General features: G+C 72.1%; 19 protein-coding genes. 4 read left to right on the top strand and 15 right to left on the bottom strand.

The window, feature by feature from the left end; all coding sequences use genetic code 11:
- The first annotated feature begins 101 nt into the window (after nt 1–101).
- Both ACZ56L_RS25740 and ACZ56L_RS25735 read left to right on the top strand, forming a co-directional pair.
- Nucleotides 102–902 carry a peptidylprolyl isomerase gene (locus ACZ56L_RS25740; RefSeq protein WP_345224921.1) on the top strand — a complete coding sequence of 267 codons (801 nt, stop codon included), beginning with the start codon at nt 102–104 and terminating at the stop codon, nt 900–902.
- A 182-nt stretch (nt 903–1,084) separates the two neighbouring features.
- Nucleotides 1,085–2,314 (top strand): DUF349 domain-containing protein, encoded by a 1,230-nt coding sequence (locus tag ACZ56L_RS25735; RefSeq protein WP_345224919.1) that lies wholly within the window; start codon nt 1,085–1,087, stop codon nt 2,312–2,314.
- 72 nt (nt 2,315–2,386) lie between these two features.
- On the opposite strand, the gene ACZ56L_RS25730 is transcribed toward ACZ56L_RS25735, so the two are convergent.
- The 12 genes from ACZ56L_RS25730 to ACZ56L_RS25675 form a co-directional block, all read right to left on the bottom strand.
- A complete protein-coding gene (locus tag ACZ56L_RS25730; RefSeq protein ID WP_345224917.1) occupies nt 2,387–4,861 on the bottom strand; it encodes a RelA/SpoT family protein in 2,475 nt (824 codons plus the stop codon).
- A 219-nt stretch (nt 4,862–5,080) separates the two neighbouring features.
- Entirely contained in the window at nt 5,081–5,629 is a 549-nt protein-coding gene (locus ACZ56L_RS25725) for an adenine phosphoribosyltransferase (RefSeq protein ID WP_345224915.1), read from the bottom strand.
- Nucleotides 5,626–6,705 carry a protein translocase subunit SecF gene (gene secF / locus ACZ56L_RS25720; protein ID WP_401760719.1) on the bottom strand — a complete coding sequence of 360 codons (1,080 nt, stop codon included), beginning with the start codon at nt 6,703–6,705 and terminating at the stop codon, nt 5,626–5,628. Before secF ends, ACZ56L_RS25725 begins: the two co-directional genes overlap by 4 nt.
- 1 nt (nt 6,706) lies before the next feature.
- On the bottom strand, nt 6,707–8,509 hold the full coding sequence (gene secD / locus ACZ56L_RS25715; protein ID WP_471066588.1) for a protein translocase subunit SecD: 1,803 nt from the start codon (nt 8,507–8,509) through the stop codon (nt 6,707–6,709).
- Between the two features lie 147 nt (nt 8,510–8,656).
- Nucleotides 8,657–9,133: a preprotein translocase subunit YajC gene (gene yajC, locus ACZ56L_RS25710; RefSeq protein WP_471066586.1), complete on the bottom strand. Its 477-nt coding sequence runs from the start codon at nt 9,131–9,133 to the stop codon at nt 8,657–8,659.
- Nucleotides 9,134–9,297: 164 nt separating this feature from the next.
- Nucleotides 9,298–10,374: a Holliday junction branch migration DNA helicase RuvB gene (gene ruvB, locus ACZ56L_RS25705; protein ID WP_345224906.1), complete on the bottom strand. Its 1,077-nt coding sequence runs from the start codon at nt 10,372–10,374 to the stop codon at nt 9,298–9,300.
- 48 nt (nt 10,375–10,422) lie between these two features.
- Nucleotides 10,423–11,052 (bottom strand): Holliday junction branch migration protein RuvA, encoded by a 630-nt coding sequence (gene ruvA, locus ACZ56L_RS25700; protein WP_471066584.1) that lies wholly within the window; start codon nt 11,050–11,052, stop codon nt 10,423–10,425.
- Nucleotides 11,049–11,615, bottom strand: a complete 567-nt coding sequence (gene ruvC / locus ACZ56L_RS25695; protein ID WP_401760723.1) for a crossover junction endodeoxyribonuclease RuvC — start codon at nt 11,613–11,615, stop codon at nt 11,049–11,051. The genes ruvA and ruvC overlap by 4 nt, the downstream gene beginning before the upstream one ends.
- Nucleotides 11,616–11,740: 125 nt before the next feature.
- Entirely contained in the window at nt 11,741–12,496 is a 756-nt protein-coding gene (locus ACZ56L_RS25690) for a YebC/PmpR family DNA-binding transcriptional regulator (protein WP_345224900.1), read from the bottom strand.
- 76 nt (nt 12,497–12,572) lie between these two features.
- The gene (gene pdxT / locus ACZ56L_RS25685) at nt 12,573–13,166 is read right to left on the bottom strand and encodes a pyridoxal 5'-phosphate synthase glutaminase subunit PdxT (RefSeq protein ID WP_345224898.1); all 594 of its coding nucleotides are present in this window, start codon (nt 13,164–13,166) and stop codon (nt 12,573–12,575) included.
- Nucleotides 13,167–13,171: 5 nt separating this feature from the next.
- Nucleotides 13,172–14,080, bottom strand: coding sequence for a pyridoxal 5'-phosphate synthase lyase subunit PdxS (gene pdxS / locus ACZ56L_RS25680; RefSeq protein ID WP_189827381.1), 909 nt, complete (start codon nt 14,078–14,080; stop codon nt 13,172–13,174).
- Between the two features lie 166 nt (nt 14,081–14,246).
- Nucleotides 14,247–14,789 carry a hypothetical protein gene (locus ACZ56L_RS25675; RefSeq protein ID WP_380837874.1) on the bottom strand — a complete coding sequence of 181 codons (543 nt, stop codon included), beginning with the start codon at nt 14,787–14,789 and terminating at the stop codon, nt 14,247–14,249.
- A 217-nt stretch (nt 14,790–15,006) separates the two neighbouring features.
- Here ACZ56L_RS25675 and ACZ56L_RS25670 point away from each other — a divergent pair, with 217 nt between their 5' ends.
- A complete protein-coding gene (locus tag ACZ56L_RS25670) occupies nt 15,007–16,245 on the top strand; it encodes a thioesterase domain-containing protein (RefSeq protein WP_471066580.1) in 1,239 nt (412 codons plus the stop codon).
- Between the two features lie 45 nt (nt 16,246–16,290).
- On the opposite strand, the gene ACZ56L_RS25665 is transcribed toward ACZ56L_RS25670, so the two are convergent.
- The 3 genes from ACZ56L_RS25665 to pgsA are packed head-to-tail and all read right to left on the bottom strand — an operon-like array spanning nt 16,291 to nt 19,054.
- Complete coding sequence (locus ACZ56L_RS25665; protein WP_401760728.1) at nt 16,291–17,466, bottom strand: glycosyltransferase family 4 protein; 1,176 nt, start codon at nt 17,464–17,466, stop codon at nt 16,291–16,293.
- On the bottom strand, nt 17,463–18,401 hold the full coding sequence (locus ACZ56L_RS25660; RefSeq protein WP_345224890.1) for a phosphatidylinositol mannoside acyltransferase: 939 nt from the start codon (nt 18,399–18,401) through the stop codon (nt 17,463–17,465). Before ACZ56L_RS25660 ends, ACZ56L_RS25665 begins: the two co-directional genes overlap by 4 nt.
- Nucleotides 18,398–19,054: a phosphatidylinositol phosphate synthase gene (gene pgsA / locus ACZ56L_RS25655; protein ID WP_345224887.1), complete on the bottom strand. Its 657-nt coding sequence runs from the start codon at nt 19,052–19,054 to the stop codon at nt 18,398–18,400. Before pgsA ends, ACZ56L_RS25660 begins: the two co-directional genes overlap by 4 nt.
- Nucleotides 19,055–19,351: 297 nt before the next feature.
- Here pgsA and ACZ56L_RS25650 point away from each other — a divergent pair, with 297 nt between their 5' ends.
- Nucleotides 19,352–21,556 (top strand): elongation factor G-like protein EF-G2, encoded by a 2,205-nt coding sequence (locus ACZ56L_RS25650; RefSeq protein ID WP_471066577.1) that lies wholly within the window; start codon nt 19,352–19,354, stop codon nt 21,554–21,556.
- The last annotated feature ends 158 nt before the right edge of the window (nt 21,557–21,714 follow it).

The following is a 21,714-nucleotide window of genomic DNA, read 5'->3' as shown; positions in this document are numbered from 1 at the left end:
GCGCTCCTCGTCCCACAGGCAACCCGTATACGGTACGGGCTGGCTCGGGCCCGGCCGGACTCATGTCCGGCGTCAGTCGACACGTACGAGGAGAAGACCCGGTGGTCAGCAGCGATCAGCGGCGGCGGCAGCTCGCCAGGGAGAAGTTCGAGCGCCAGCAGCAGCGGCGTGCCGAGAGACGGCGCAGGGCCCGGCGGCGCACCGCTGTCGTCGCCGCGGCGGTGGCCGTGGTGGTGGCGGCCGGGGCGACGGCGTTCGCCACGGGTCTCTTCGACGGCGAGGACAAGGGCGGGGCCGACGTCGCCGACGCCCCGGCCCCCGGGAAGAAGCCCGACCCGTGCGCCAAGCCCGCCCCGGGCGAACCGGCGAAGCTCTCCTTCCCCAAGGAGCCGGAGCTCGACGTCGACACGTCGGCGGCGTACCGGATGAAGCTCACCACCACGTGCGGCGACATCGAGCTGGACCTGGACGCGAAGAACGCCCCGCGCACGGTGAACTCCTTCAAGTTCCTGGCGGACAAGGGCTACTTCGACCACACCAGGTGCCACCGCCTGACCACCCGGGGCGTCTATGTCCTGCAGTGCGGCGACCCGACCGCGGCGGGCACCGGCACCCCCGGCTACAAGCTGCCCGACGAGAACCTGAAGGACCCGAGGATCAAGGGCGGCACCTACCCGGCGGGCACGGTCGCGATGGCCAACAAGGGCCCCGGCACCGGCGGCAGCCAGTTCTTCCTGGTCTACAAGGACAGCGAGCTGGCGCCGAACTACACCCCCTTCGGCACCGTCAGGGCGGGCCGGGACGTGCTGGAGAAGATCGCTGGTGCGGGTGAGTCGGCCGGTACCGGCGACGGGGCCCCGAACGCCACCGTGGTCGTCGACAGGGCGACCGTGACCAAGTAGACCCGTCGGCAAACCCAGATGGGCGGGATGCGGACAGCCGCCCCGCACGTCGCCTATGTTGGCGGTGTGCAGGGCGTCTTTCGGCCCGGCGAGCAGACTGATCAGACTGTGGACGTTGAAAAACGTGTGGACGATGCCCGGGGGCTCACGAGCCTCGGCGGGCATCATGTGGAGGAGGCGCTGTGAGCAGCGACCCGTGGGGCCGTGTCGACGAGACGGGCACCGTGTACGTGCGTACGGCCGACGGTGAGAAGGTCGTCGGTTCCTGGCAGGCGGGCTCTCCCGAGGAGGCGCTGGCCTACTTCGAGCGCAAGTACGAGGGCCTGGTCGTCGAGATCGGGCTTCTTGAGCGCCGGGTGAAGACCACCGACCTGTCGGCCAAGGACGCCCAGACCGCGATCGACCATCTGCGCACGCAGGTCGACGAGCATCACGCGGTCGGCGACCTGGCGGCGCTGACCAAGCGCCTGGACGCACTGGTCACGACGGTCGAGAAGCGCCGCGAGGAGCGCAGGGCGGAGAAGGCCAAGCAGGCCGACGAGGCCAAGGGCGCCAAGGAGAAGCTGGTCGCCGAGGCCGAGGAGCTGGCGCAGAGCGACCAGTGGCGGTCGGCCGGTGAGCGGCTGCGCGCCCTGGTGGACATCTGGAAGGGCCTGCCCCGCCTGGACCGCAAGGCGGACGACGAGCTGTGGCACCGCTTCTCGCACGCCCGCTCGGCGTTCTCCAAGCGCCGCAAGGCGCACTTCGCCTCGCTGGACGCGCAGCGCGAGGAGGCCCGCAAGGCCAAGGAGAAGCTGGTCGCCGAGGCCGAGTCGCTGTCGAAGTCGACCGACTGGGCCGGCACGGCGGCGCGCTACCGCGACCTGATGACGGAGTGGAAGGCGGCGGGCCGCGCCCAGCGCGAGTTCGAGGACGACCTGTGGAACCGCTTCCGCGGCGCCCAGGACGTCTTCTTCGCCGCCCGCGGCGAGACCTTCGCCGAGCGGGACGCGGAGCAGGGCGAGAACCTCAAGCTCAAGGAGGAGCTCGCCGCCGAGGCCGAGAAGCTGGTGCCGGTCAAGGACCTCAAGAGCGCGCGCGCCGCGTTCCGGGCCCTGAACGAGCGCTGGGAGGCCATCGGCCACGTACCGCGTGACGCCCGTCCGAAGGTCGAGGGCCGGATGCAGGCCGTCGAGCGCGCCCTCCAGGAGCAGGAGGAGAACGAGTGGAAGCGGACCAACCCGGAGGCGCGTGCGCGTGCCGCGGGTCTGACCGGCCAGCTCCAGGACGCGGTCGAGAAGCTCCAGAAGCAGATCGACACGGCGCGCTCCGCCGGCAACAACGCCAAGGCCGACAAGCTGGCGCGTGAGCTGGAGGGCCGTCAGGCCCTGCTCGACCAGGCCATGAAGGGCCTGGAGGAGTTCGGCGGCTGAGCCGTCCCGCAGTCCGTACGCGGCAGGGGCCCCCGGCATCGCGCCGGGGGCCCCTGCCGCGTCTCGCGGTGCTTACGGCCTGCGTGCCGAGGTCACGCGGTACACGTCGTACACGCCCTCCACTCCCCTGACCGCCTTCAGGACGTGTCCGAGGTGCTTCGGGTCGCCCATCTCGAAGGTGAAGCGGGAGGTGGCCACCCGGTCGCGGGAGGTCTGGACGGCCGCGGAGAGGATGTTGACGTGCTGGTCGGACAGGACCCGGGTGACGTCCGAGAGCAGCCGGGACCGGTCCAGGGCCTCGACCTGGATGGCGACCAGGAAGACCGAGGACTGGGTGGGCGCCCACTCCACTTCGAGGATCCGCTCGGGCTGCTGCGACAACGAGTCGACGTTCACGCAGTCGGCGCGGTGCACGGAGACCCCGCTGCCGCGCGTCACGAAGCCGATGATCGGATCGCCGGGCACCGGCGTGCAGCAGCGGGCCAGCTTGACCCACACGTCGTCCGTGCCCTTGACGACGACGCCCGGGTCGGCGTTGGCGCGGCGCTTGCTGCGGCTCTGCGAGGGCGGTGAGCTCTCCGCGATGTCCTCGTTGGCCGCGTCCTCGCCGCCGAGCGACTGCACGAGCTTCTGCACGACGGACTGCGCGGTGACGTGGCTCTCGCCGATCGCCGCGTAGAGGGAGGAGATGTCCGGGTAGCGCATCTCGTGCGCGAGGGTGACCAGCGAGTCGCCGGTCAGGATGCGCTGGATCGGCAGGTTCTGCTTGCGCATGGCGCGCGCGATGGCGTCCTTGCCCTGCTCGATGGCCTCGTCCCGGCGCTCCTTGGAGAACCATGCCCGGATCTTGTTGCGGGCGCGCGGCGACTTGACGAAGCCCAGCCAGTCCCGCGAGGGGCCCGCCCCGTCGGCCTTGGAGGTGAAGACCTCGACCAGGTCGCCGTTGTCCAGGGTCGATTCGAGCGGGACCAGCCGCCCGTTGACCCGCGCCCCTATCGTCCGGTGCCCGACCTCGGTGTGCACCGCGTACGAGAAGTCGACGGGGGTGGCGCCCGCCGGGAGCGCGATGACGTCGCCCTTGGGCGTGAAGACGAAGACCTCGTTGCGGGACAGGTCGAAGCGCAGGGACTCCAGGAACTCGCTGGGGTCCTCGGTCTCCTTCTGCCAGTCCAGCAACTGCCGCAGCCACGCCATGTCGTTGACGGCGTCGTCCTTGTGCCGGGGCACGTCGGTGCGGACCTTGGAGGCCCCGGCGACGGCCTCCTGCTTGTACTTCCAGTGCGCGGCGATGCCGTACTCGGCGCGGCGGTGCATGTCGAAGGTGCGGATCTGGAGCTCGACCGGCTTGCCGTTGGGCCCGATGACCGTCGTGTGCAACGACTGGTACATGTTGAACTTGGGCATCGCGATGTAGTCCTTGAAGCGCCCCGGAACCGGGTTCCAGCGCGCGTGCACGGTGCCCAGGGCCGCGTAGCAGTCCCGCACCGTGTCGACCAGTACGCGGATGCCCACCAGGTCGTAGATCTCGGCGAAGTCCCGGCCCCGCACGATCATCTTCTGGTAGACGCTGTAGTAGTGCTTGGGCCGCCCGGTGACGGTCGCCTTGATGCGCGCGGCCCGCAGGTCGGACTGCACCTCGTCGGTCACTATGGCGAGGTACTCGTCGCGCTTGGGGGCGCGCTCGGCGACCAGGCGCACGATCTCGTCGTACATCTTGGGGTAGAGGATCGCGAAGGCGAGGTCCTCCAGCTCCCACTTGATGGTGTTCATGCCCAGCCGGTGGGCGAGCGGCGCGTAGATCTCCAGGGTCTCGCGCGCCTTCTTCTCCTGCTTCTCGCGCTTGAGGTAGCGCATGGTGCGCATGTTGTGCAGGCGGTCGGCGAGCTTGATGACCAGGACACGGGGGTCCTTGGCCATGGCGACGACCATCTTGCGCACGGTCTCGGCCTGCGCGGCCTCCCCGAACTTGACCTTGTCCAGCTTGGTGACGCCGTCGACCAGCAGCGCCACCTGGTCGCCGAAGTCGCGGCGCAGGGTGTCCAGGCCGTACTCGGTGTCCTCGACGGTGTCGTGCAGCAGCCCGGCCATCAGGGTCGCCGGGTCCATGCCCAGCTCGGCGAGGATCGTCGTCACGGCGAGCGGGTGCGTGATGTACGGATCGCCGCTCTTGCGCTTCTGGCCGCGGTGCCAGCGCTCGGCGACCTGGTAGGCGCGCTCGATGGTGCGCAGCGTCGCCGTCTCGATCTTGGGGTCGTTGCTGCGCACTATCCGCAGCAGCGGCTCCAGGACCGGGTTGTACGGGGACTGGCGCTGGACGCCGAGGCGGGCCAGGCGGGCGCGTACGCGGTTGGAGGAGCCTCCGGTGCGGGCCGTGGGGCCGGCGGGGGCCGCGGGGCGCACGGCCGGGGCCGGTGCGGGGGCGGGGCCGTCGGCGCTCCCGGGGGCGACGGGCGGCTGGGGCCTGTCGGCCGGCGGCGTCGGGGGCGTGGCGCCCGCCGCGGCCTCGTCCGGCTGCGGGGTGGCGACTGGCTGGGCCTCGTCAGGCAAGGGCGCTCCTCGTACGGGCCTGGGCTCCGGGGCTCCCCCGGGTGGGGCGGCCCGGTTCGGGTTCTCTCCCGGTCGGGTCCGGAAGGCCCATGGTATCGACCCTCGGGCCCCCGTTCCTCCTGGGCGGGGAGTCGAACAGCGGGCAGGACGGGCAGGGCGGTACGGAGAAAGGCGGGCCCCCGGTCGAGGGGGGCCCGCCTCATCGCGTGCGGGGTGTGCTCAGATCGCGATCAGGGCGTCCAGCGGCGCCCCGTGCAGCTCGGGCTCCAGCCGGGCACGGCCGCCCAGGAAGCCGATCTCCATCAGGACGGCGACACCGGCCACCTCGGCCCCGGCCCGCCGGATCAGCTCCAGCGCGGCCCCGGCGGTGCCGCCGGTGGCCAGCACGTCGTCGATGACCATGACGCGGTCGCCGGCCGCCAGGTCCTCGGCGTGCACCTCTATCTCGGCGCTGCCGTACTCCAGCTCGTACGTCTGCGAGAGCGTCGCGCCGGGCAGCTTGCCGGCCTTGCGGACCGGGACGAAGCCCAGTCCCGCGCGGACGGCGACCGGGGCGGCCAGGATGAAGCCGCGCGCCTCCAGGCCGACGATCTTCGTGGCGCCGTGCCGCGCGCACAGTTCCGCGAGGGCTTCGGTGAGGGCCGAGAAGGCCTCCGGGTCGGCGAGCAGCGGCGTGATGTCCTTGAAGACAACGCCGGGCTTCGGGTAGTCCCGTACGTCCCGGATGCGGCTGAGCAGCAGCTCGCGGGTGGTGTCGAGGTCCGTCATCGGCGCTTCCCCGAGGCGGGGCGGCCACGGCCGGGCCGGGGGGCGACCACGGGCGCGGCCCCGGCCGGGACGGCGTCCTGCGTCTCGTCGTCCGCGGTCCCGTTCTTGGCCTCGGAGGCCCGCTTGGCGAGGATGCGCTTCTTCAGGGCCTTCATCTGCGGGTCGCGCTCCTTCAGGTCGGCGACCAGCGGAGTGGCGATGAAGATGGAGGAGTACGCACCGGCCGCGAGGCCGACGAACAGCGACAGCGAGATGTCGTTGAGCATGCCCGCGCCCAGCACGCCGCCGCCGATGAACAGCAGGCCGGCGACCGGCAGCAGCGCGACGACCGTGGTGTTGATGGAACGCACCAGGGTGCCGTTGAGGCTGCGGTTGGCGATCTCGCTGTAGGTGAAGCGGGACTGCTTGGTGATGTCCTTCGCGCCCTCCTTGAGACCGTCGAAGACGACGACGGTGTCGTAGAGGGAGTAACCGAGGATGGTCAGCAGACCGATCACGGTGCCCGGGGTGACCTCGAAGCCCACCAGGGCGTAGATGCCCACGGTGATCGTGAGGTCGTGGACCAGGGCGATGAGGGCGGCGACGGCCATCCGCCACTCGAAGGCGATGGCCAGGTAGATCACCACCAGGATCATGAAGACCCCGAGGCCGGTCCAGGCCTTGTTGGCGATCTGCTCGCCCCAACTGGGGCCGACCAGCTCGGTGTTGATCTTCTCGCTGGGGACGCCGAGGTCCTGCGCGAGCTTCTCGGTGACCGGGGCCGCGGTCTTGGTGTCGAGGCCGCCGACCTGGATGCGCAGGGTGTCGTTGCCGAGCTTCTGCACGATGGCGTCGTGGCCGGACGCCTTCTCGGCGTCCTCCTTCGCCCGCTCGACGGAGACCGAGGTGGGGGGCGTGGTGAAGAGCGCGCCGCCCTGGAACTCGATGCCCATGTTGAGGCCCTTGATGGCGAGCCCCGCGATGGCGACGATGGTGATCAGTACGGAGATCCCGTACCAGATCATCCGCTTCCCGACGAAGTCGTAACCGACCTCGCCGCGGTACAGCCGGGCGCCGATGCTGCCGAGTCGCGACATCTCACGCCTCCTTCGGTTCGGTGGGAACGACGGGACGGCGCGTGCGGCGCAGCGGGGGCTGTACGCCGAGCCGCTTCGGGTCGAGACCGGACCACTTGTGGCCGTTGCCGAAGAACTGCGTCTTGGCGGCGAGCAGCGTCATCAGCGGCTTGGTGAAGAGGAACACCACGACGACGTCGAGCAGGGTGGTCAGGCCCAGCGTGAACGCGAAGCCCTGCACCTTGCCGACGGTGACGATGTAGAGCACCACGGCGGACAGCAGCGACACGAAGTCGGACACCAGGATGGTGCGCCGGGCGCGCGGCCAGGCCCGCTCGACGGCGGGGCGCAGGGTGCGGCCGTCGCGGATCTCGTCCCGGATGCGTTCGAAGTACACGATGAACGAGTCGGCGGTGATGCCGATGGCGACGATGGCGCCGCAGACGGCGGGCAGGTTCAGCGCGAAGCCGATGGCCGGGCCGAGCAGGGCCATGATCGTGTAGGTCAGGATGCCGGAGACCAGGAGGCTGAGGAGCGCGACGAAGGACAGGCCGCGGTAGTACAGCACCAGGTAGACGACGACGAGGGCCAGACCGATGGCGCCGGCGATGAGGCCGGCCTCCAGCTGGTCGCTGCCGAGCGCCGGGGTGACCGTGGTGACGGTCTCTTCCTTGAAGGTCAGCGGCAGGGAGCCGTAGGAGAGGATGTTGCCGAGCTCCTGCGCGGACTCCTGGGTGAAGCTGCCGGTGATCTCGGCGTTGCCGCTGAGGACCGTGGAGACCGAGGGCGCCGAGACGACGTTGCCGTCCAGGACGATGCCGAACCGGTTCATCGGGTCCTGCTGCTTCATCAGCTTGCCGGTGGTCTTGGCGAACTTGTCGGAGCCACCCTTGGTGAACTCCATGTCGACCTTCCACAGCGCGCGCTGGGTGTCGAAGGTGCCGGCCGCCTTCTTGACGTCGGTGCCCTCCAGCTCGGCCGGGCCCAGGAGGTACTTCTCCCAGCTCTTGCCGTCCCAGACCTTGCCGGTGATGGCCTTGCCGCAGCCGATCGTCGCCTCGTTCGGCTTGAAGCCGTCGCCGGCCTTCTCACGCTGGTCGGGCTTGGTGCAGTCGAGGGCGGCGAACGCCTTCTCCAGCTTCGCGGTGGCCGGGTCCGGCGCGGGCGGGGTCTTCTGGGGGTCCGGGCTCTTGGTCGCGCCGCCGGTCGGGGTGGGAGTCGGCGTCGGGGCCTTCAGCGCGTCGGTGACGGCACGGCCCTGCGCGGTCTTGGTCGGGTCGGGGGTCGGCGTGGCGGTCTTGCCGTCCTTGCCGTCCTTGTCCGCGCCCTTGTCCTTGGGGTCCTTCGCCTGGTCCGGCTTGCCCGTGGACGTCGGGTCCGGCTTGGGCGTCTTCCCCGGGTCGGGCAGCGGCGTGCCGTTGGTGACCGCCAGCACGGGCCGGAAGTAGAGCTTGGCGGTGGTGCCGACCTGCTCGCGGGCCTGCTTGGAGTTCGTGCCCTTGGGGATGTTGACGATGATGTTGTCCGTGCCCTGGGTCTGCACCTCGGACTCGGAGACACCCATGCCGTTCACGCGCCGCTCCATGATGGCGACGGCGGTGTCCATGTTCGTCTTGTTGATCGCGTTGGGCTGGCCCGGCTCGTTCTGCGCCTTGAGCGTGATGCTCGTACCGCCGGCAAGGTCGATGCCCAGGCGGGGGGTGGTGTGCCCGGACGCGAACATCCCGCCCACGAGGGCGAGGATGACGATCGTCATCAGAGCCAGGGCGCGCCCCGGCCTGCCCGGGGCCCCCGAGACCTTGCGGCCCTTCTTCGGTGCTGCCACCTTCTCGTTTCTCCCTGTCCAACCGCACGCGCCGGGATGTGCGTCGATGCGGCCACGAAGTGTTGTGGGGGCCTGCCCCCGCAGAGGTATGCACGATCCGCGGACCGCGACGCGCCCGGTGGGGTACGCCGCTGTCCGCGGAGGTGGCTACTTCGCGTCGCCCTCGCCGTCGGTCTTCTTGCTCTTCGGCTCGGCGTCGGCGGCCGACGTGGCCTCCTCGGCGGACTCGGGCTTCTTGCCGAGGTCGATGCGCGCCACGTCGGCGTCGTCGTCGGCACCGGTCAGCGACGAGGCGTCGTCCGGAACGACGGGCGCGTCGGACGTGAGGTCGGCCGCGGCCTGCTCGCCGTGCACGATGCGGTTGTACTCGTCGTCCGCGAGGACGGCGCCGATGGCGTTCTTCGCGTAGACGGCGTGGACGCCCGGGGCGACCTCAAGAAGGACCGTGTCGTCGTGAACCTCCTTGACCGTGGCGTACATGCCGCCGATGGTGCGCACGCCGGTGCCGGGCTGCATTTCGTTGCGCATCTGCGCAGCGGCCTGCTGCTTCTTCTTGGCGGACCGCGTCATCAGGAACATGGCCCCGATGAGCACGATGAAGGGGAGGAAGGTCATGAGACTCACGGGACGGAACTTCCTTCGCACGACCGCGTCGAGAGCGGCCTGTATATACGGGGGTGGGCATGCCGACGGGAAGGTCGGCATCGGCGGAGTCTAAGCGAGTCCGCGTACCCGGAACAACGTCCAGCATCGCACCGGGGTTCCTGGGCGTGCGAGCTTCCGCGCCGTCACGCCCCGAAGAGACCCGGTTGTCCGCCTTTCCCGCCGGCCTGCTGCGGCGGCACCAGTCCCAGGTGTGCCCAGGCGGCGGGCGTGGCCACCCGTCCGCGCGGTGTTCTGGCCAGCAGACCCTCCCGTACGAGGAACGGCTCGGCCACCTCCTCGACGGTCTCGCGCTCCTCCCCCACGGCGACGGCCAGGGTGGACAGGCCGACGGGGCCGCCGCCGAAGAGCTTGAGGAGTGCGCCGAGGACGGCGCGGTCGAGCCGGTCCAGGCCGCGCGGGTCCACTTCGTACACCTTCAGGGCGGCGTTCGCGATGTCCTTGCCGATGATCCCGCCGTCGGTCTTGACCTGCGCGTAGTCACGGACCCGGCGCAGCAGGCGGTTGGCGATGCGGGGGGTGCCGCGGGAACGGCCGGCGATCTCGGCGGCTCCGTCGGCGGCGATCTCGACGTCGAGCAGGCGGGCCGAGCGGTGGATGACGCGCTCCAGCTCGGCGGGCTCGTAGAACTCCATGTGCCCGGTGAAGCCGAAGCGGTCGCGCAGCGGCGGCGGCAGCAGCCCGGCCCTGGTGGTCGCGCCGACCAGGGTGAAGGGCGGCAGCTCCAGGGGGATGGCGGTGGCGCCCGGGCCCTTGCCGACGATGACGTCGACCCGGAAGTCCTCCATCGCCATGTAGAGCATCTCCTCCGCCGGGCGGGACATCCGGTGGATCTCGTCGAGGAAGAGGACCTCGCCCTCCTGGAGGGAGGAGAGGATCGCGGCGAGGTCGCCCGCGTGCTGGATGGCGGGCCCGCTGGTGATGCGGATCGGGGCGCCCATCTCGGCGGCGATGATCATCGAGAGGGTGGTCTTGCCGAGGCCGGGGGCGCCGGAGAGCAGGACGTGGTCGGCGGTGGCGCCGCGGGCGCGGGCCGCGCGCAGCACCAGGTCGAGCTGCTCGCGCACCTTCTCCTGGCCGACGAACTCCTCCAGGTCCTTGGGCCGCAGCGCGGCCTCGACCGCCTGGTCCTCGCCGTCGGCCGCGGAGTCGACCAGCCTCGGGTCGGCGGCGGTGTCGGGTCCGGTCTCGTCCCAGTTCATGTGCGGATCGCTCTCGGGTCGGGTGCGGTACGGAGGGGACCGTGCGGGTCAGCGGGCGCGGTTGAGGGTCTGCAGGGCGGCCCGCAGCAGCTGCGGCACGGGCGGCTGGGCGCCCTCGGCGAGGGCGGCCTCGGCCTGCGGGGTGACGGCGGCGACCGCTTCCTCGGCCTCCCGGGAGGCGTAGCCCAGGCCGATGAGGGCGGCGCTGAGCTGCTCGGTCCAGGGGGCGGGGCCCGAGGCGACGCGCTGGGCGCCGAGGTGCCCGCCGGTGCCGAGCGGTTCGCCGAGCCGGTCCTTCAGTTCCAGCAGGAGCTTCTGCGCGCCCTTCTTCCCGATGCCGGGGACGGCGGTGAGCGCCTTCTCGTCGCCGGTGGTCACGGCGAGGCGCAGCGCGTCGGGGCGGTGCACGGCGAGCATGGCCTGGGCGAGGCGGGGGCCGACGCCGCTGGCGGTCTGGAGGAGCTCGAAGACCTGGCGTTCGTCGTCGTCGGCGAAGCCGTAGAGGGTGAGGGAGTCCTCGCGCACGACGAGGGAGGTGGCGAGCTTGGCGTCCTGTCCGATGCGCAGGGTGGACAGGGTGTCGGGGGTGCACTGGACGGCCATGCCGACGCCGCCGACCTCGATCACCGCGGTGGTGGGGGCGAGGGCGGCCACCGGGCCACTGACGAAGGCGATCATGAGGTGCGGCCTTTCCTGACGGCGCTTGGGGTACGGGCGGGAGCGGTGCGGGTCCGGTGCGCGGCCATGGCCTGCTGGAGCCGGTTCTGGGCGGGGGCCCGCCAGATGTGGCAGATGGCGAGGGCGAGGGCGTCGGCCGCGTCGGCGGGCTTCGGGGGCGCGTCGAGCCGCAGCAGCCGGGTCACCATGGCTCCGACCTGCGCCTTGTCGGCCCGGCCGCTGCCGCTGACGGCGGCCTTGACCTCGCTGGGGGTGTGCAGGGCGACGGGGATGCCGCGCCGGGAGGCGCACAGCATGGCCACGGCGCTCGCCTGGGCGGTGCCCATGACCGTACTGACATTGTGCTGGCTGAAGACGCGTTCCACGGCGAGGACTTCGGGGCGGTAGTCGTCGAGCCACTGCTCGATGCCCTGCTCGATGGCGACCAGCCGCAGCCCCAGTTCGGCCTCGGGGGGCGTGCGCACGACGCCCACTCCGCACATGGTCAGCGGACGGCCGGCGACGCCTTCGACGACACCGACACCGCACCGGGTCAGCCCCGGGTCCACGCCCAGTACGCGCACAACGCCCCCTCCTTCGCTCACCTGTTTGTGCAGGCTATCGGCTCGCACTGACAATCAGGCCCGGCAACGCGACGGGCCGACGGGAAGCTCTCCCGTCGGCCCGTCGTCGTACCGGCAACTGGCGGCTACTCGCCGTCGATCGCCGCCATGACCTTGTCGCTGACGTCGAAGTTGGCGAAGACGTTCTGCACGTCGTCGCTGTCCTCCAGCGCGTCGATCAGCTTGAAGATCTTGCGCGCGCCCTCCTCCTCCAGCTCGACCTGCATGGTCGGGACGAAGGTGGCGTCGGCGGAGTCGTAGTCGACGCCCGCCTCCTGGAGCGCAGTGCGGACCGCGACCAGGTCGGTGGCCTCGCTGAGCACCTCGAAGGTGTCGCCGAGGTCGTTGACCTCCTCGGCGCCGGCGTCCAGGACCGCGCCCAGCACGTCGTCCTCGGTGAGCTCGCCCTTGGGGACGATGACGACGCCCTTGCGGTGGAAGAGGTACGACACGGAGCCCGGGTCGGCCATGGAGCCGCCGTTGCGGGTCATGGCAACACGCACGTCGGACGCGGCGCGGTTGCGGTTGTCGGTGAGGCACTCGATGAGCACCGCGACACCGTTCGGGCCGTAGCCCTCGTACATGATCGTCTCGTAGTCGGCGCCACCGGCTTCGAGGCCGGCGCCGCGCTTGACGGCGGAGTCGATGTTCTTGTTGGGAACCGAGCTCTTCTTGGCCTTCTGGATGGCGTCGAAGAGGGTCGGGTTGCCCGCCGGGTCGGCGCCGCCGGTGCGCGCCGCGACCTCGATGTTCTTGATCATCTTCGCGAAGAGCTTGCCGCGCTTGGCGTCAATCACGGCCTTCTTGTGCTTCGTCGTAGCCCATTTAGAGTGGCCGGACATCTGCCTGTCTCCTTCGCGTAACCAATTCTGCTGCGTTCGGCAGAGATCCTACCGGGATCCCCGCCGATGACCGCGCTCAGGCGGCAGCGCGCACCATCTCGACGAACATCGCGTGCATCCGGTGGTCGCCGGTGAGCTCCGGGTGGAAGGACGTCGCGAGCGCGTTGTCCTGCCGTACGGCCACGATGTGGTCGCCGTGCTCGGCGAGCACCTCGACCTGCGCGCCGACCGACTCCACCCACGGCGCGCGGATGAAGACGCCCTCGACCGGGCCGCCTTCGACGCCGGTGACGTCGACGGTGGTCTCGAAGGACTCGTTCTGCCGGCCGAAGGCGTTGCGGCGCACGATCATGTCGATGCCGCCGAGCGTCTCCTGGCCCGACCTCGGGTCGAGGATCTTGTCCGCGAGCAGGATCATCCCCGCGCAGGTGCCGTACACGGGCATCCCGGCGGCGATGCGCTCCCGCAGCGGCTCCAGGAGTCCGAAGAGGGACGCCAGTTTGGAGATGGTGGTGGACTCGCCGCCCGGGATCACCAGCCCGTCGACCTCGGCCAGTTCCTCGGGGCGCCGGACCTCCCGGGCCGTGGCGTCGGCCACGGCCAGGGCGATCAGGTGCTCCCGTACGTCGCCCTGGAGGGCCAGGACGCCGACAACGGGGTTGCTGGTCATGGCTGTTACCAGCCCCGGTTGGCGTAGCGCTCGGACTCGGGAAGGGTGTCGCAGTTGATGCCGACCATGGCCTCGCCGAGGTTGCGGGAGGCGTCCGCGATGATCTTCGGGTCGTCGAAGAAGGTGGTGGCGCGGACGATGGCGGCGGCACGCTTGGCCGGGTCGCCGGACTTGAAGATGCCGGAGCCGACGAAGACGCCCTCGGCGCCGAGCTGGCGCATCAGCGCGGCGTCGGCGGGGGTGGCCACACCGCCGGCGGAGAACAGCACCACGGGGAGCTTGCCGAGCTCGGCGACCTCCTTGACCAGCTCGTACGGGGCGCGGAGCTCCTTGGCGGCGGCGAACAGCTCGTTGTTGTCGAAGCCGCGCAGCTTGGCGATCTCGTTCTTGATCTGGCGCAGGTGACGGACGGCCTCGACGACGTTGCCGGTGCCCGCCTCGCCCTTGGAGCGGATCATGGCCGCGCCCTCGGCGATGCGGCGCAGGGCCTCGCCGAGGTTGGTGGCGCCGCACACGAAGGGGGTCGTGAAGGCCCACTTGTCGGAGTGGTTGACCTCGTCGGCCGGGGTGAGGACCTCGGACTCGTCGATGTAGTCGACGCCGAGCGACTGGAGGACCTGGGCCTCGACGAAGTGGCCGATCCGCGACTTCGCCATGACCGGGATGGACACGGCCTCGATGATCTCCTCGATCATGTTCGGGTCGGACATCCGGGCCACGCCGCCGTCCTTGCGGATGTCGGCCGGGACCCGCTCCAGCGCCATGACGGCGACGGCGCCCGCGTCCTCGGCGATCTTCGCCTGCTCGGCGTTGACGACGTCCATGATCACGCCGCCCTTGAGCTGCTCGGCCATGCCGCGCTTGACGCGGTCGGTGCCGGTGGCCGGGGACTGGGGGGTGGGGGTGCTGGACATGTTCGACCTCGCTCGATGACGAAAGACAGACGCTTCTGCGGTGCGGGCGGGCCGTCGGGTGCCGCACGCTGCCCGCACAGCCGAAGGAAACGCCCTGCGACCAGTCCACTGCAAGGGCCAATGGGGAGGCGGTGGATCGTTTTCGCCGTACGGAGTGGATTCGGCGCTACGTTCCGGGGCGGTCGGCCAGGGCCACCGGAGCCTCGTCGTCCATTTCGAAGGCCAGGGGGAACGGGGCGTGCCCGGCCAGCCGGAACCACCGCACCGTCCGGTGCCGCCGCAGCGCGCGGGCCGCTCGTACGGAGTCGTTGTGGAACCGCCTGGCCATCGGCACCCGGCGCACGGCGGCCGCCAGCTCCCCGGCGGCCTCCTCCCCGCCCGGGGCCAGCTTCAGCGCCTCCACCTGCTCGGTCTCCCCGAACACGGCCCGCAGCGCCTGGCTGAGCTCGCTCTCGGCGACCTCCCGGTGCTCCTCCTCGGCCTGCCGGGCGTCGTGCGCGGCCTGGTACAGGACGATCGACGAGGCGGGGTCGAGCACCCCGGAGGTGGCCAGTTCCTGCGCCACGGAGGCCCGCCGCAGGAGCTGGGCGTCGAGGGCGGCGCGGGAGGCGTCGATACGGGCGTGCAGGCGGTCCAGCCGCCCGGCGGTCCAACTGAGGTAGAGGCCGATCGCGAACAGGGCGACGACGATCCAGATGAGGGTGGTCACGGCCCGCAAGGCTACCGGCGAACGGCCCGGAGGCCGGACGCGCGACTCCCGGAAGGACCCGGGCCCCCTGCCCGGTCCGGCCGGGGCCGGACGCACCCGGTACCGGACGCGTCCGGCCCCGCACCCCCTTGGAACCCCTCCCCCCTTCCGCGAGACTGCGGTTCCGCCGCGTCGCACGGGCGCGGCACGCACGAGGACTTCCGGAGGGAACCGCCCAATGGACCGACGGACCCTGCTGACGACGGGCGCGGCCGCGGTGGCGGCGAGCGCCCTGTCCGCCGCCACCGCCCGCGCCGTACTGCCTGCCGCCGCTGCCGCCGCCGCTGCCGACACCCCCGCACACCGCGTCGCCCGCGCCCTGGGCGCCGACCCCGCCCGCGCCTCCCACGGCGACGGCTGGACGCACCTCCGCCTCACCCTCCCCGGCGCCCCCGTCCCCCTCGGCGTCGACGTCCTCGCGGACACCCGCCGGCCCCCGCGGGGCGTCGCCCACCTCCTCCCCGGCGGCGGCCTCAACTTCGCCGCGAACTTCTTCACCCCCCGCGCCCGCAACCTCGCCCACCACCTCCGCGCCCAGGACCTCCTGGTCGTCGGCATCAGCCCCCGCGAGGACCTCGCGCAGCCGGCCGACCTCACGGCCTCCTGGGGCCAGGCAGCGCACAAGGCCGACGCGGCCGCGGTGATCGCCGCCGTCGACGGCGCCCTGCGCCTGCCGTACCGGCTCGTCGGCCACTCGGCGGGCGCCGCCCTCGCCCTGGACCTGGCCTCGACGGACGGTTCGGCGCGGCTGCGCAGGGTGGTGGCGATCGACACGACGGGCCCGTACACCGGGGAGCGGCAGGCCCGCGCGGCACGGACGCGGGACGTGATCCAGGCCCGGATCGACGCGGGGGTCCTGTACGGGGACACCGGGTTGCAGGGGCTGGTCTCGCGCGCCCTGACCGATCCGGACGGCGCCTCGTCCGTCCCCCGGCCGCCGGACCCGGCCACCCGCTTCACCAACGCCGCCCTCGCCCACTTCGCGCTGACGCGCACCAGTTCGCTACCTGGCGACACCGACTGGATCTACCGGCAGGGTCACAGCGCGGGCGCCTTCGCCTTCGGCGCGACGCCGCTCGACGACCGCTTCTCCCTCACCCACACCCCGCTCACCACCTGGGGCGCGGCCACGCAGGCCCTCGGCAGCGGCCTGGTCCCCCACGCGCTGCTGCGCGACCTCGCGGCGATCTGGGCGGGGGACACCACGACGTACCCCTTCGACTGGTCCGGCATCCGCACCGAGGTCGTCTGGGTGAACGCGGCCCTGGGCCGCGGCGACGAGCCGCACGGCGCGGAGCTGATCCGCGCCGGGGGCAACCGGCGGGTGACCTTCCGGGTCGTCCCCGGCCACGGACACGCGGACCCCGTGTGGAGCGGGACCGCGGACCGGGACGTGTGGCCCCACCTCGCGCCGTGAACCGCCGCGGGGCAGGGGAGGCGCAGCCCCTGCCCCGCCGCCCGTCTAGTCCCGGGCCATGCGGGCGCGGGCGCGGGCCCGCAGGCCGCCCCGTTCCGCCGCGTCGTCCGCCGCCACCGCGTTCGCGCCGTCCGTGACCGTCTCGTACACGGACAGGATGTCCGCCGCCACCGTCGACCAGTCGAAGCGCCGCACGTGCGCCGCCCCCCGCTCGCTCAGCCCGGCCCGCCGCGAGGCGTCCCCCAGCAGCCGCACCGCCGCGTCCGCGAGCGCGTCCGCGTCCTCGTTGGCGAACAGGTCGCCGGCCGTCCCCTGGTCGAGGACCTGCGCGAACGCGTCCAGGTCGCTGGCCAGCACCGGCGCCCCGGCCGACATCGCCTCGACCAGGATGATCCCGAAGCTCTCGCCGCCGGTGTTGGGCGCGACGTACACGTCGACGCTGCGCAGCAGCCGCGCCTTGTCCTCGTCGCTGACCATGCCGAGGAACTCCACCCGCGAGCGCATCTCCTCGGGCAGCGAGGCCACCGCCTCCTTCTCGTCCCCGCGCCCCGCGACCAGCAGCCGGGTGCCGGGCCGCTCCGCGAGGATCCGGGGCAGCGCCCGCATCAGCACCGGCAGCCCCTTGCGCGGCTCGTCGATCCGCCCGATGAAGCCGAGCGTCCCGCCCTGCCACTCCGCCTTGGGCTCCGCCTCGGCGAAGAAGTCGACGTCGACCCCGTTGGGGATGGTGACCGCGTCGCCCCCCAGGTGCTCCACCAGCGTCCGCCGCGCGTACTCGCTCACCGCGATCCGCGCGCTGATCTTCTCCAGCGCGGGCTGGAGGATCGGGTACGCGGCGAGCATGACCCGCGAGCGCGCCGTCGACGTGTGGAAGGTCGCCACGATCGGCCCCTGCGCCGCCCAGCAGGTCAGCAGCCCCAGCGACGGCGCGGCCGGCTCGTGGATGTGCACCACGTCGAAAGCCCCGTCGTGCAGCCACTTGCGCACCCGCGCCGCCGACAGGAACCCGAAACTCAGCCGCGCCACCGATCCGTTGTACGGAACCGGAACCGCCCGCCCCGCCGAGACCACGTACGGCGGCAGCGGGGTGTCGTCGTCCGCCGGGGCCAGCACGGAGATCTCGTGCCCCAGCCCGATCAGATGCTCGGCGAGGTCCCGGATGTGGAACTGGACGCCGCCCGGCACGTCCCACGAGTACGGGCAGACGATCCCGACCTTCACTCCTGGCCCTCCCGCCCGGTCTCCCGGGGCTCCAGATCCGCGGTCCACAGCCGCTGCAGCATGTGCCAGTCCTCCGGGTGCTCGGCGATCCCGGTGGCGAAGGCGTCGGCCAGCGCCTGGGTCATCGCGGACGTCTTCTCGCTCCGCGTACCCGTCTCGGGCACGTCGACCGGCGGGTGCACCCGCCCCCGCATCGTCTTCGGCCCGTCGTACCAGAGCGTCGCCGGCAGCAGCAGCGCCCCCGTCTGCTGCGCGAGTATCGCGGGCCCGGCCGGCATCTTCGCGGTCTCGCCGAAGTACTTGACCTCGACGCCCGAGGCGGAGAGGTCCCGGTCGGCGACCAGGCAGACCAGACCCCCGCCGCGCAGCCTGCGGGCCAGCCTCCCGAAGGCGGAGCCGCCGGTGTGCGGGACGACCTCCATGCCCAGGCTCTCGCGGTACGCCACGAACCTGTCGTACAGCGACTCCGGTTTCAGCCGCTCGGCCACCGTCGTGAACGGCTGGCCGAGATGACTGGTCACCCAGACCCCGGCCAGGTCCCAGTTCCCCATGTGCGGCAGCGCGAGCACCACGCCCCGGCCGCTCTCCAGGGCGTCGGTGATGCGGTGCGCGTCCTCGATGCGCACCTGGGCGGCGATCCGCTCCGGCGTCCAGGAGGGCAGCCGGAAGGACTCCATCCAGTAGCGCATGTACGAGCGCATGCCCGCCCGGGACAGCGCCCGCAGCCGGGCCGCGCTCGCGTCGGGGACGACCCGGGCCAGGTTGGACTCCAGGCGCAGCACGCTCTTGCCGCGGCGCTTCCAGGCCTGGTCGGCGATGGTGCGGCCGAGCCGCACGGCGACCGGCTCGGGGAGCTTCTTCACCCCGGCCCAGCCGAGCCCGTACAACCCGTCGACCAGCCGGTCCTTGGGCGTCACGCGTTCCGGGGCGCTCACGAGGCCGCCCCGTTGCCCGTCGCCGCGTCCGCCTCGGCGGACTCCCGGCGCACCGTCACCACCCGCTGCCCCAGCGTCACCAGGGAGCCCACGGCGACGACCCACAGCGCGATCGGCAGCAGGACGTCCACGCCGGGCAGCCCGAACGCGTGCAGCCCCGCCACACCGGCGGCGACCAGCGTGATGACCAGCCGTTCCGCCCGCTCGACGAGCCCGTTGACGGCGACCGGAAGGCCGATCGCCTCGCCGCGGGCCTTCGTGTACGACACGACCTGGCCGCTCGCCAGGCAGAAGATGGCCACCGCGCACAGCACGTTGTCGTCGCCGCCGCCCGCGTACCAGAGGGCGAGCCCGCCGAAGATGCCGGCGTCGGCCACCCGGTCCAGCGTGGAGTCGAGGAACGCGCCCCACCGGCTGGACACCCCGGCCTGCCGGGCCATGTTGCCGTCGACGAGGTCGGAGAAGACGAAGAGGGTGATGACGATGGTGCCCCAGAAGAACTCCCCGCGGGGGAAGAAGACCAGCGCACCCGCCATCACCCCGGCAGTGCCGACGAGGGTGACCGCATCCGGACTGACTCCGCGGCGGAGCAGAAATGCGGCGAACGGTGTGAGGACACGCGTGAAGAATGCACGCGCGTACTTGTTCAGCATGGCCTTCCCGAGGGGTCGGATCGCCGAGCGGCCCCTATGGCCACCGGCTGGCCCATCGTAGCCACGACCGCCCGGCCGCACCGCCGGGCACCCGCCGACCGCCGTGTCCCTACGACAGATGGCCGCACCCCCGGCTCCCCGGGCGGCGGCCGACGCGCACCGGACCGGGGTATGGACGCCCGGTGACCCGAGTGGAAAGCTCGAATGACCGCGGGCGTCACCGGTGCCGCCACGCCACTGCGGCCGCCCCCTGCCCGCGCCCTTCACCGTGCACTTCTCCTCGGGAGGCCGGACACCATGGGCGACAGGACTCACACGAGCGCACACCCCGGAGCCGCCGGCAGGGCTCCGACGGCCGACCACCCCGCGTCCGTACGGAACGTGGTGCTGGTCGGCCACAGCGGATCGGGCAAGACCACCCTGGTGGAGGCCCTGGCCCTCGCCGCGGGGGCGGTGAACCGGGCGGGCCGCGTCGAGGACGGGACCACCGTCTCCGACCACGACGAGATGGAGCACCGCAGGCAGCGTTCCGTACAGCTCTCCGTCGTCCCCGTGGAATGGGACGGCATCAAGGTCAACCTGATCGACACCCCCGGCTACGCCGACTTCGTCGGGGAGCTGCGGGCCGGTCTGCGGGCGGCGGACGCGGCCCTCTTCGTCGTCTCGGCGTCCGACGGCGTGGACGGCGCGACCCGCGCGGTGTGGGAGGAGTGCGCCGCCGTCGGCATGCCGCGCGCCATCGTGGTGACCCATCTGGAGGCCGCCCGCGCCGACTTCGAGTCCATGACCGACCTCTGCGCCGCGGCCTTCGGCGACGACGACCCCGACGCCGTGCTCCCGCTGTACCTGCCCCTGTACGGCGACCACGGACCGGACGGACACGCCCCCGTCGCCGGACTCCTGGGACTGCTCTCGCAGCGGATCTACGACTACTCCTCGGGCCGGCGCGAGGAGCTGGCCCCCGACCCCGCCCAGCTCCCCCGCATCGAAGCGGCCCGCAACCGGCTGATCGAGGGCATCATCGCCGAGAGCGAGGACGAGTCCCTGATGGACCGCTACCTCGGCGGCGAGGACATCGAACGCAAGACCCTGGTCGACGACCTCGAACGGGCCGTCGCCCGCGGCGCCTTCCACCCCGTCCTGGCCGCCGCGCCCGCCCCCGAGGGCAGCCGCCAGGGCCTGGGCACGGTCGAGATCCTGGAGCTGGTCACCGGCGGCTTCCCGACCCCCGCCGAACACGAGCTGCCCGCCGTCACCACCCCGCAGGGCGCCCCCGCGCCCCCGCTGGCCTGCGACCCGGCGGGCCCGCTGGTCGCCGAGGTGGTCAAGACCGCCTCCGACCCCTACGTCGGCCGGATCTCCCTGGTCCGGGTCTTCTCCGGCACGCTGCGCCCCGACGAGACCGTCCACGTCTCCGGGCACGGCCTCGCCGACCGGGGCCACCCCGACCACGACGTCGACGAACGCGTCGGCGCGCTCTCCTCCCCCTTCGGCAAACAGCAGCGCCCCCTGACCCACGCCGTCGCCGGCGACCTGGTCTGCGTGGCCAAGCTCACCCGCGCCGAGACCGGCGACACCCTCTCCGCCAGGGACAACCCGCTGCTCATGGAGGCGTGGCAGCTACCGGACCCGCTGCTCCCGCTCGCCGTCCAGGCGCACAGCAAGGCCGACGAGGACCGGCTCTCGCAGGGCCTGGCCCGCCTGGTCGCCGAGGACCCGACCATGCGCCTGGAGCAGAACCGGGCCACCCGCCAGCTCGTCCTGTGGTGCCTGGGCGAGGCCCACCGCGACGTCGCCCTGGAACGGCTGCGCACCCGGTACGGCGTCCGGGTCGACGCCGTGGGGCACAAGGTGTCCCTGCGCGAGACCTTCGGCGAGCGGACCACCGGGCGCGGGCGGCACGTCAAGCAGTCCGGCGGCCACGGCCAGTACGCCATCTGCGAGATCGAGGTGGAGCCGCTGCCGCCCGGCACCGGCGTCGAGTTCGTCGACAAGGTGGTCGGCGGCGCGGTGCCCCGCCAGTTCATCCCCTCCGTCGAGAAGGGGGTACGCGCCCAGGCCGCCCGGGGCCTGGCAAGCGGCTGTCCGCTCGTCGACGTACGGATCACGCTGCGGGACGGCAGGGCCCACTCCGTGGACTCCTCCGACGCCGCCTTCCAGACCGCGGGCGCCCTCGCCCTGCGGGAGGCCGCCGCCGGCGCCCGCATCGACCTCCTGGAACCGGTCGCCGCCGTGACCATCCTGGTCCCCGACGGCTACGTGGGCCCGGTGATGAGCGACCTGTCCGGCAGGCGCGGCCGGGTCGTCGGCACCGAACAGGCGGGCCGCGGCCGCACCCTGGTGCGGGCCGAGGTGCCCGAGATCGAGATCGGCCGGTACGCCGTCGACCTCAGGTCCCTCTCCCACGGCACCGGGAGCTTCCACCGCACGTACGCACGACACGAACCCATGCCATCTCAGATCGCGGGCAAATTCCGCGAACAGGACCAAAAAGGCGGCTAGTTGACCGTTTTGCGGCAATGCTGCCCACCCAATTCCCTTGCGGTGGGCGGCATTCCGCGCTCCCATGACGAGAGGGACCTCGCGTCGATACGCTGTGACCCCAGCTCAGCAGGTGTGCGGGGGGCGGCCGTTGGGAACAACGCCGCAGTGCGGGAACG

The sequence above is a fragment of the Streptomyces sp. NPDC039736 genome, assembly GCF_055596485.1.
Note: the sequence above shows the minus strand (reverse complement) of the source record. Positions and strands in the feature narration are given on the sequence as shown.

Excerpts from the sequence above, each read along its gene's own strand:
- ACZ56L_RS25725 (WP_345224915.1), bottom strand. The coding sequence starts at position 5,629 with ATGACGGACCTCGACACCACCCGCGAGCTGCTGCTCAGCCGCATCCGG.
- secF (WP_401760719.1), bottom strand. The coding sequence starts at position 6,705 with ATGTCGCGACTCGGCAGCATCGGCGCCCGGCTGTACCGCGGCGAGGTC.
- ruvB (WP_345224906.1), bottom strand. The coding sequence starts at position 10,374 with ATGAACTGGGACGAGACCGGACCCGACACCGCCGCCGACCCGAGGCTG.
- ruvA (WP_471066584.1), bottom strand. The coding sequence starts at position 11,052 with ATGATCGCCTTCGTCAGTGGCCCGGTGGCCGCCCTCGCCCCCACCACC.
- ACZ56L_RS25690 (WP_345224900.1), bottom strand. The coding sequence starts at position 12,496 with ATGTCCGGCCACTCTAAATGGGCTACGACGAAGCACAAGAAGGCCGTG.
- pdxT (WP_345224898.1), bottom strand. The coding sequence starts at position 13,166 with ATGACCAGCAACCCCGTTGTCGGCGTCCTGGCCCTCCAGGGCGACGTA.
- pdxS (WP_189827381.1), bottom strand. The coding sequence starts at position 14,080 with ATGTCCAGCACCCCCACCCCCCAGTCCCCGGCCACCGGCACCGACCGC.
- ACZ56L_RS25670 (WP_471066580.1), top strand. The coding sequence starts at position 15,007 with ATGGACCGACGGACCCTGCTGACGACGGGCGCGGCCGCGGTGGCGGCG.
- pgsA (WP_345224887.1), bottom strand. The coding sequence starts at position 19,054 with ATGCTGAACAAGTACGCGCGTGCATTCTTCACGCGTGTCCTCACACCG.
- ACZ56L_RS25650 (WP_471066577.1), top strand. The coding sequence starts at position 19,352 with ATGGGCGACAGGACTCACACGAGCGCACACCCCGGAGCCGCCGGCAGG.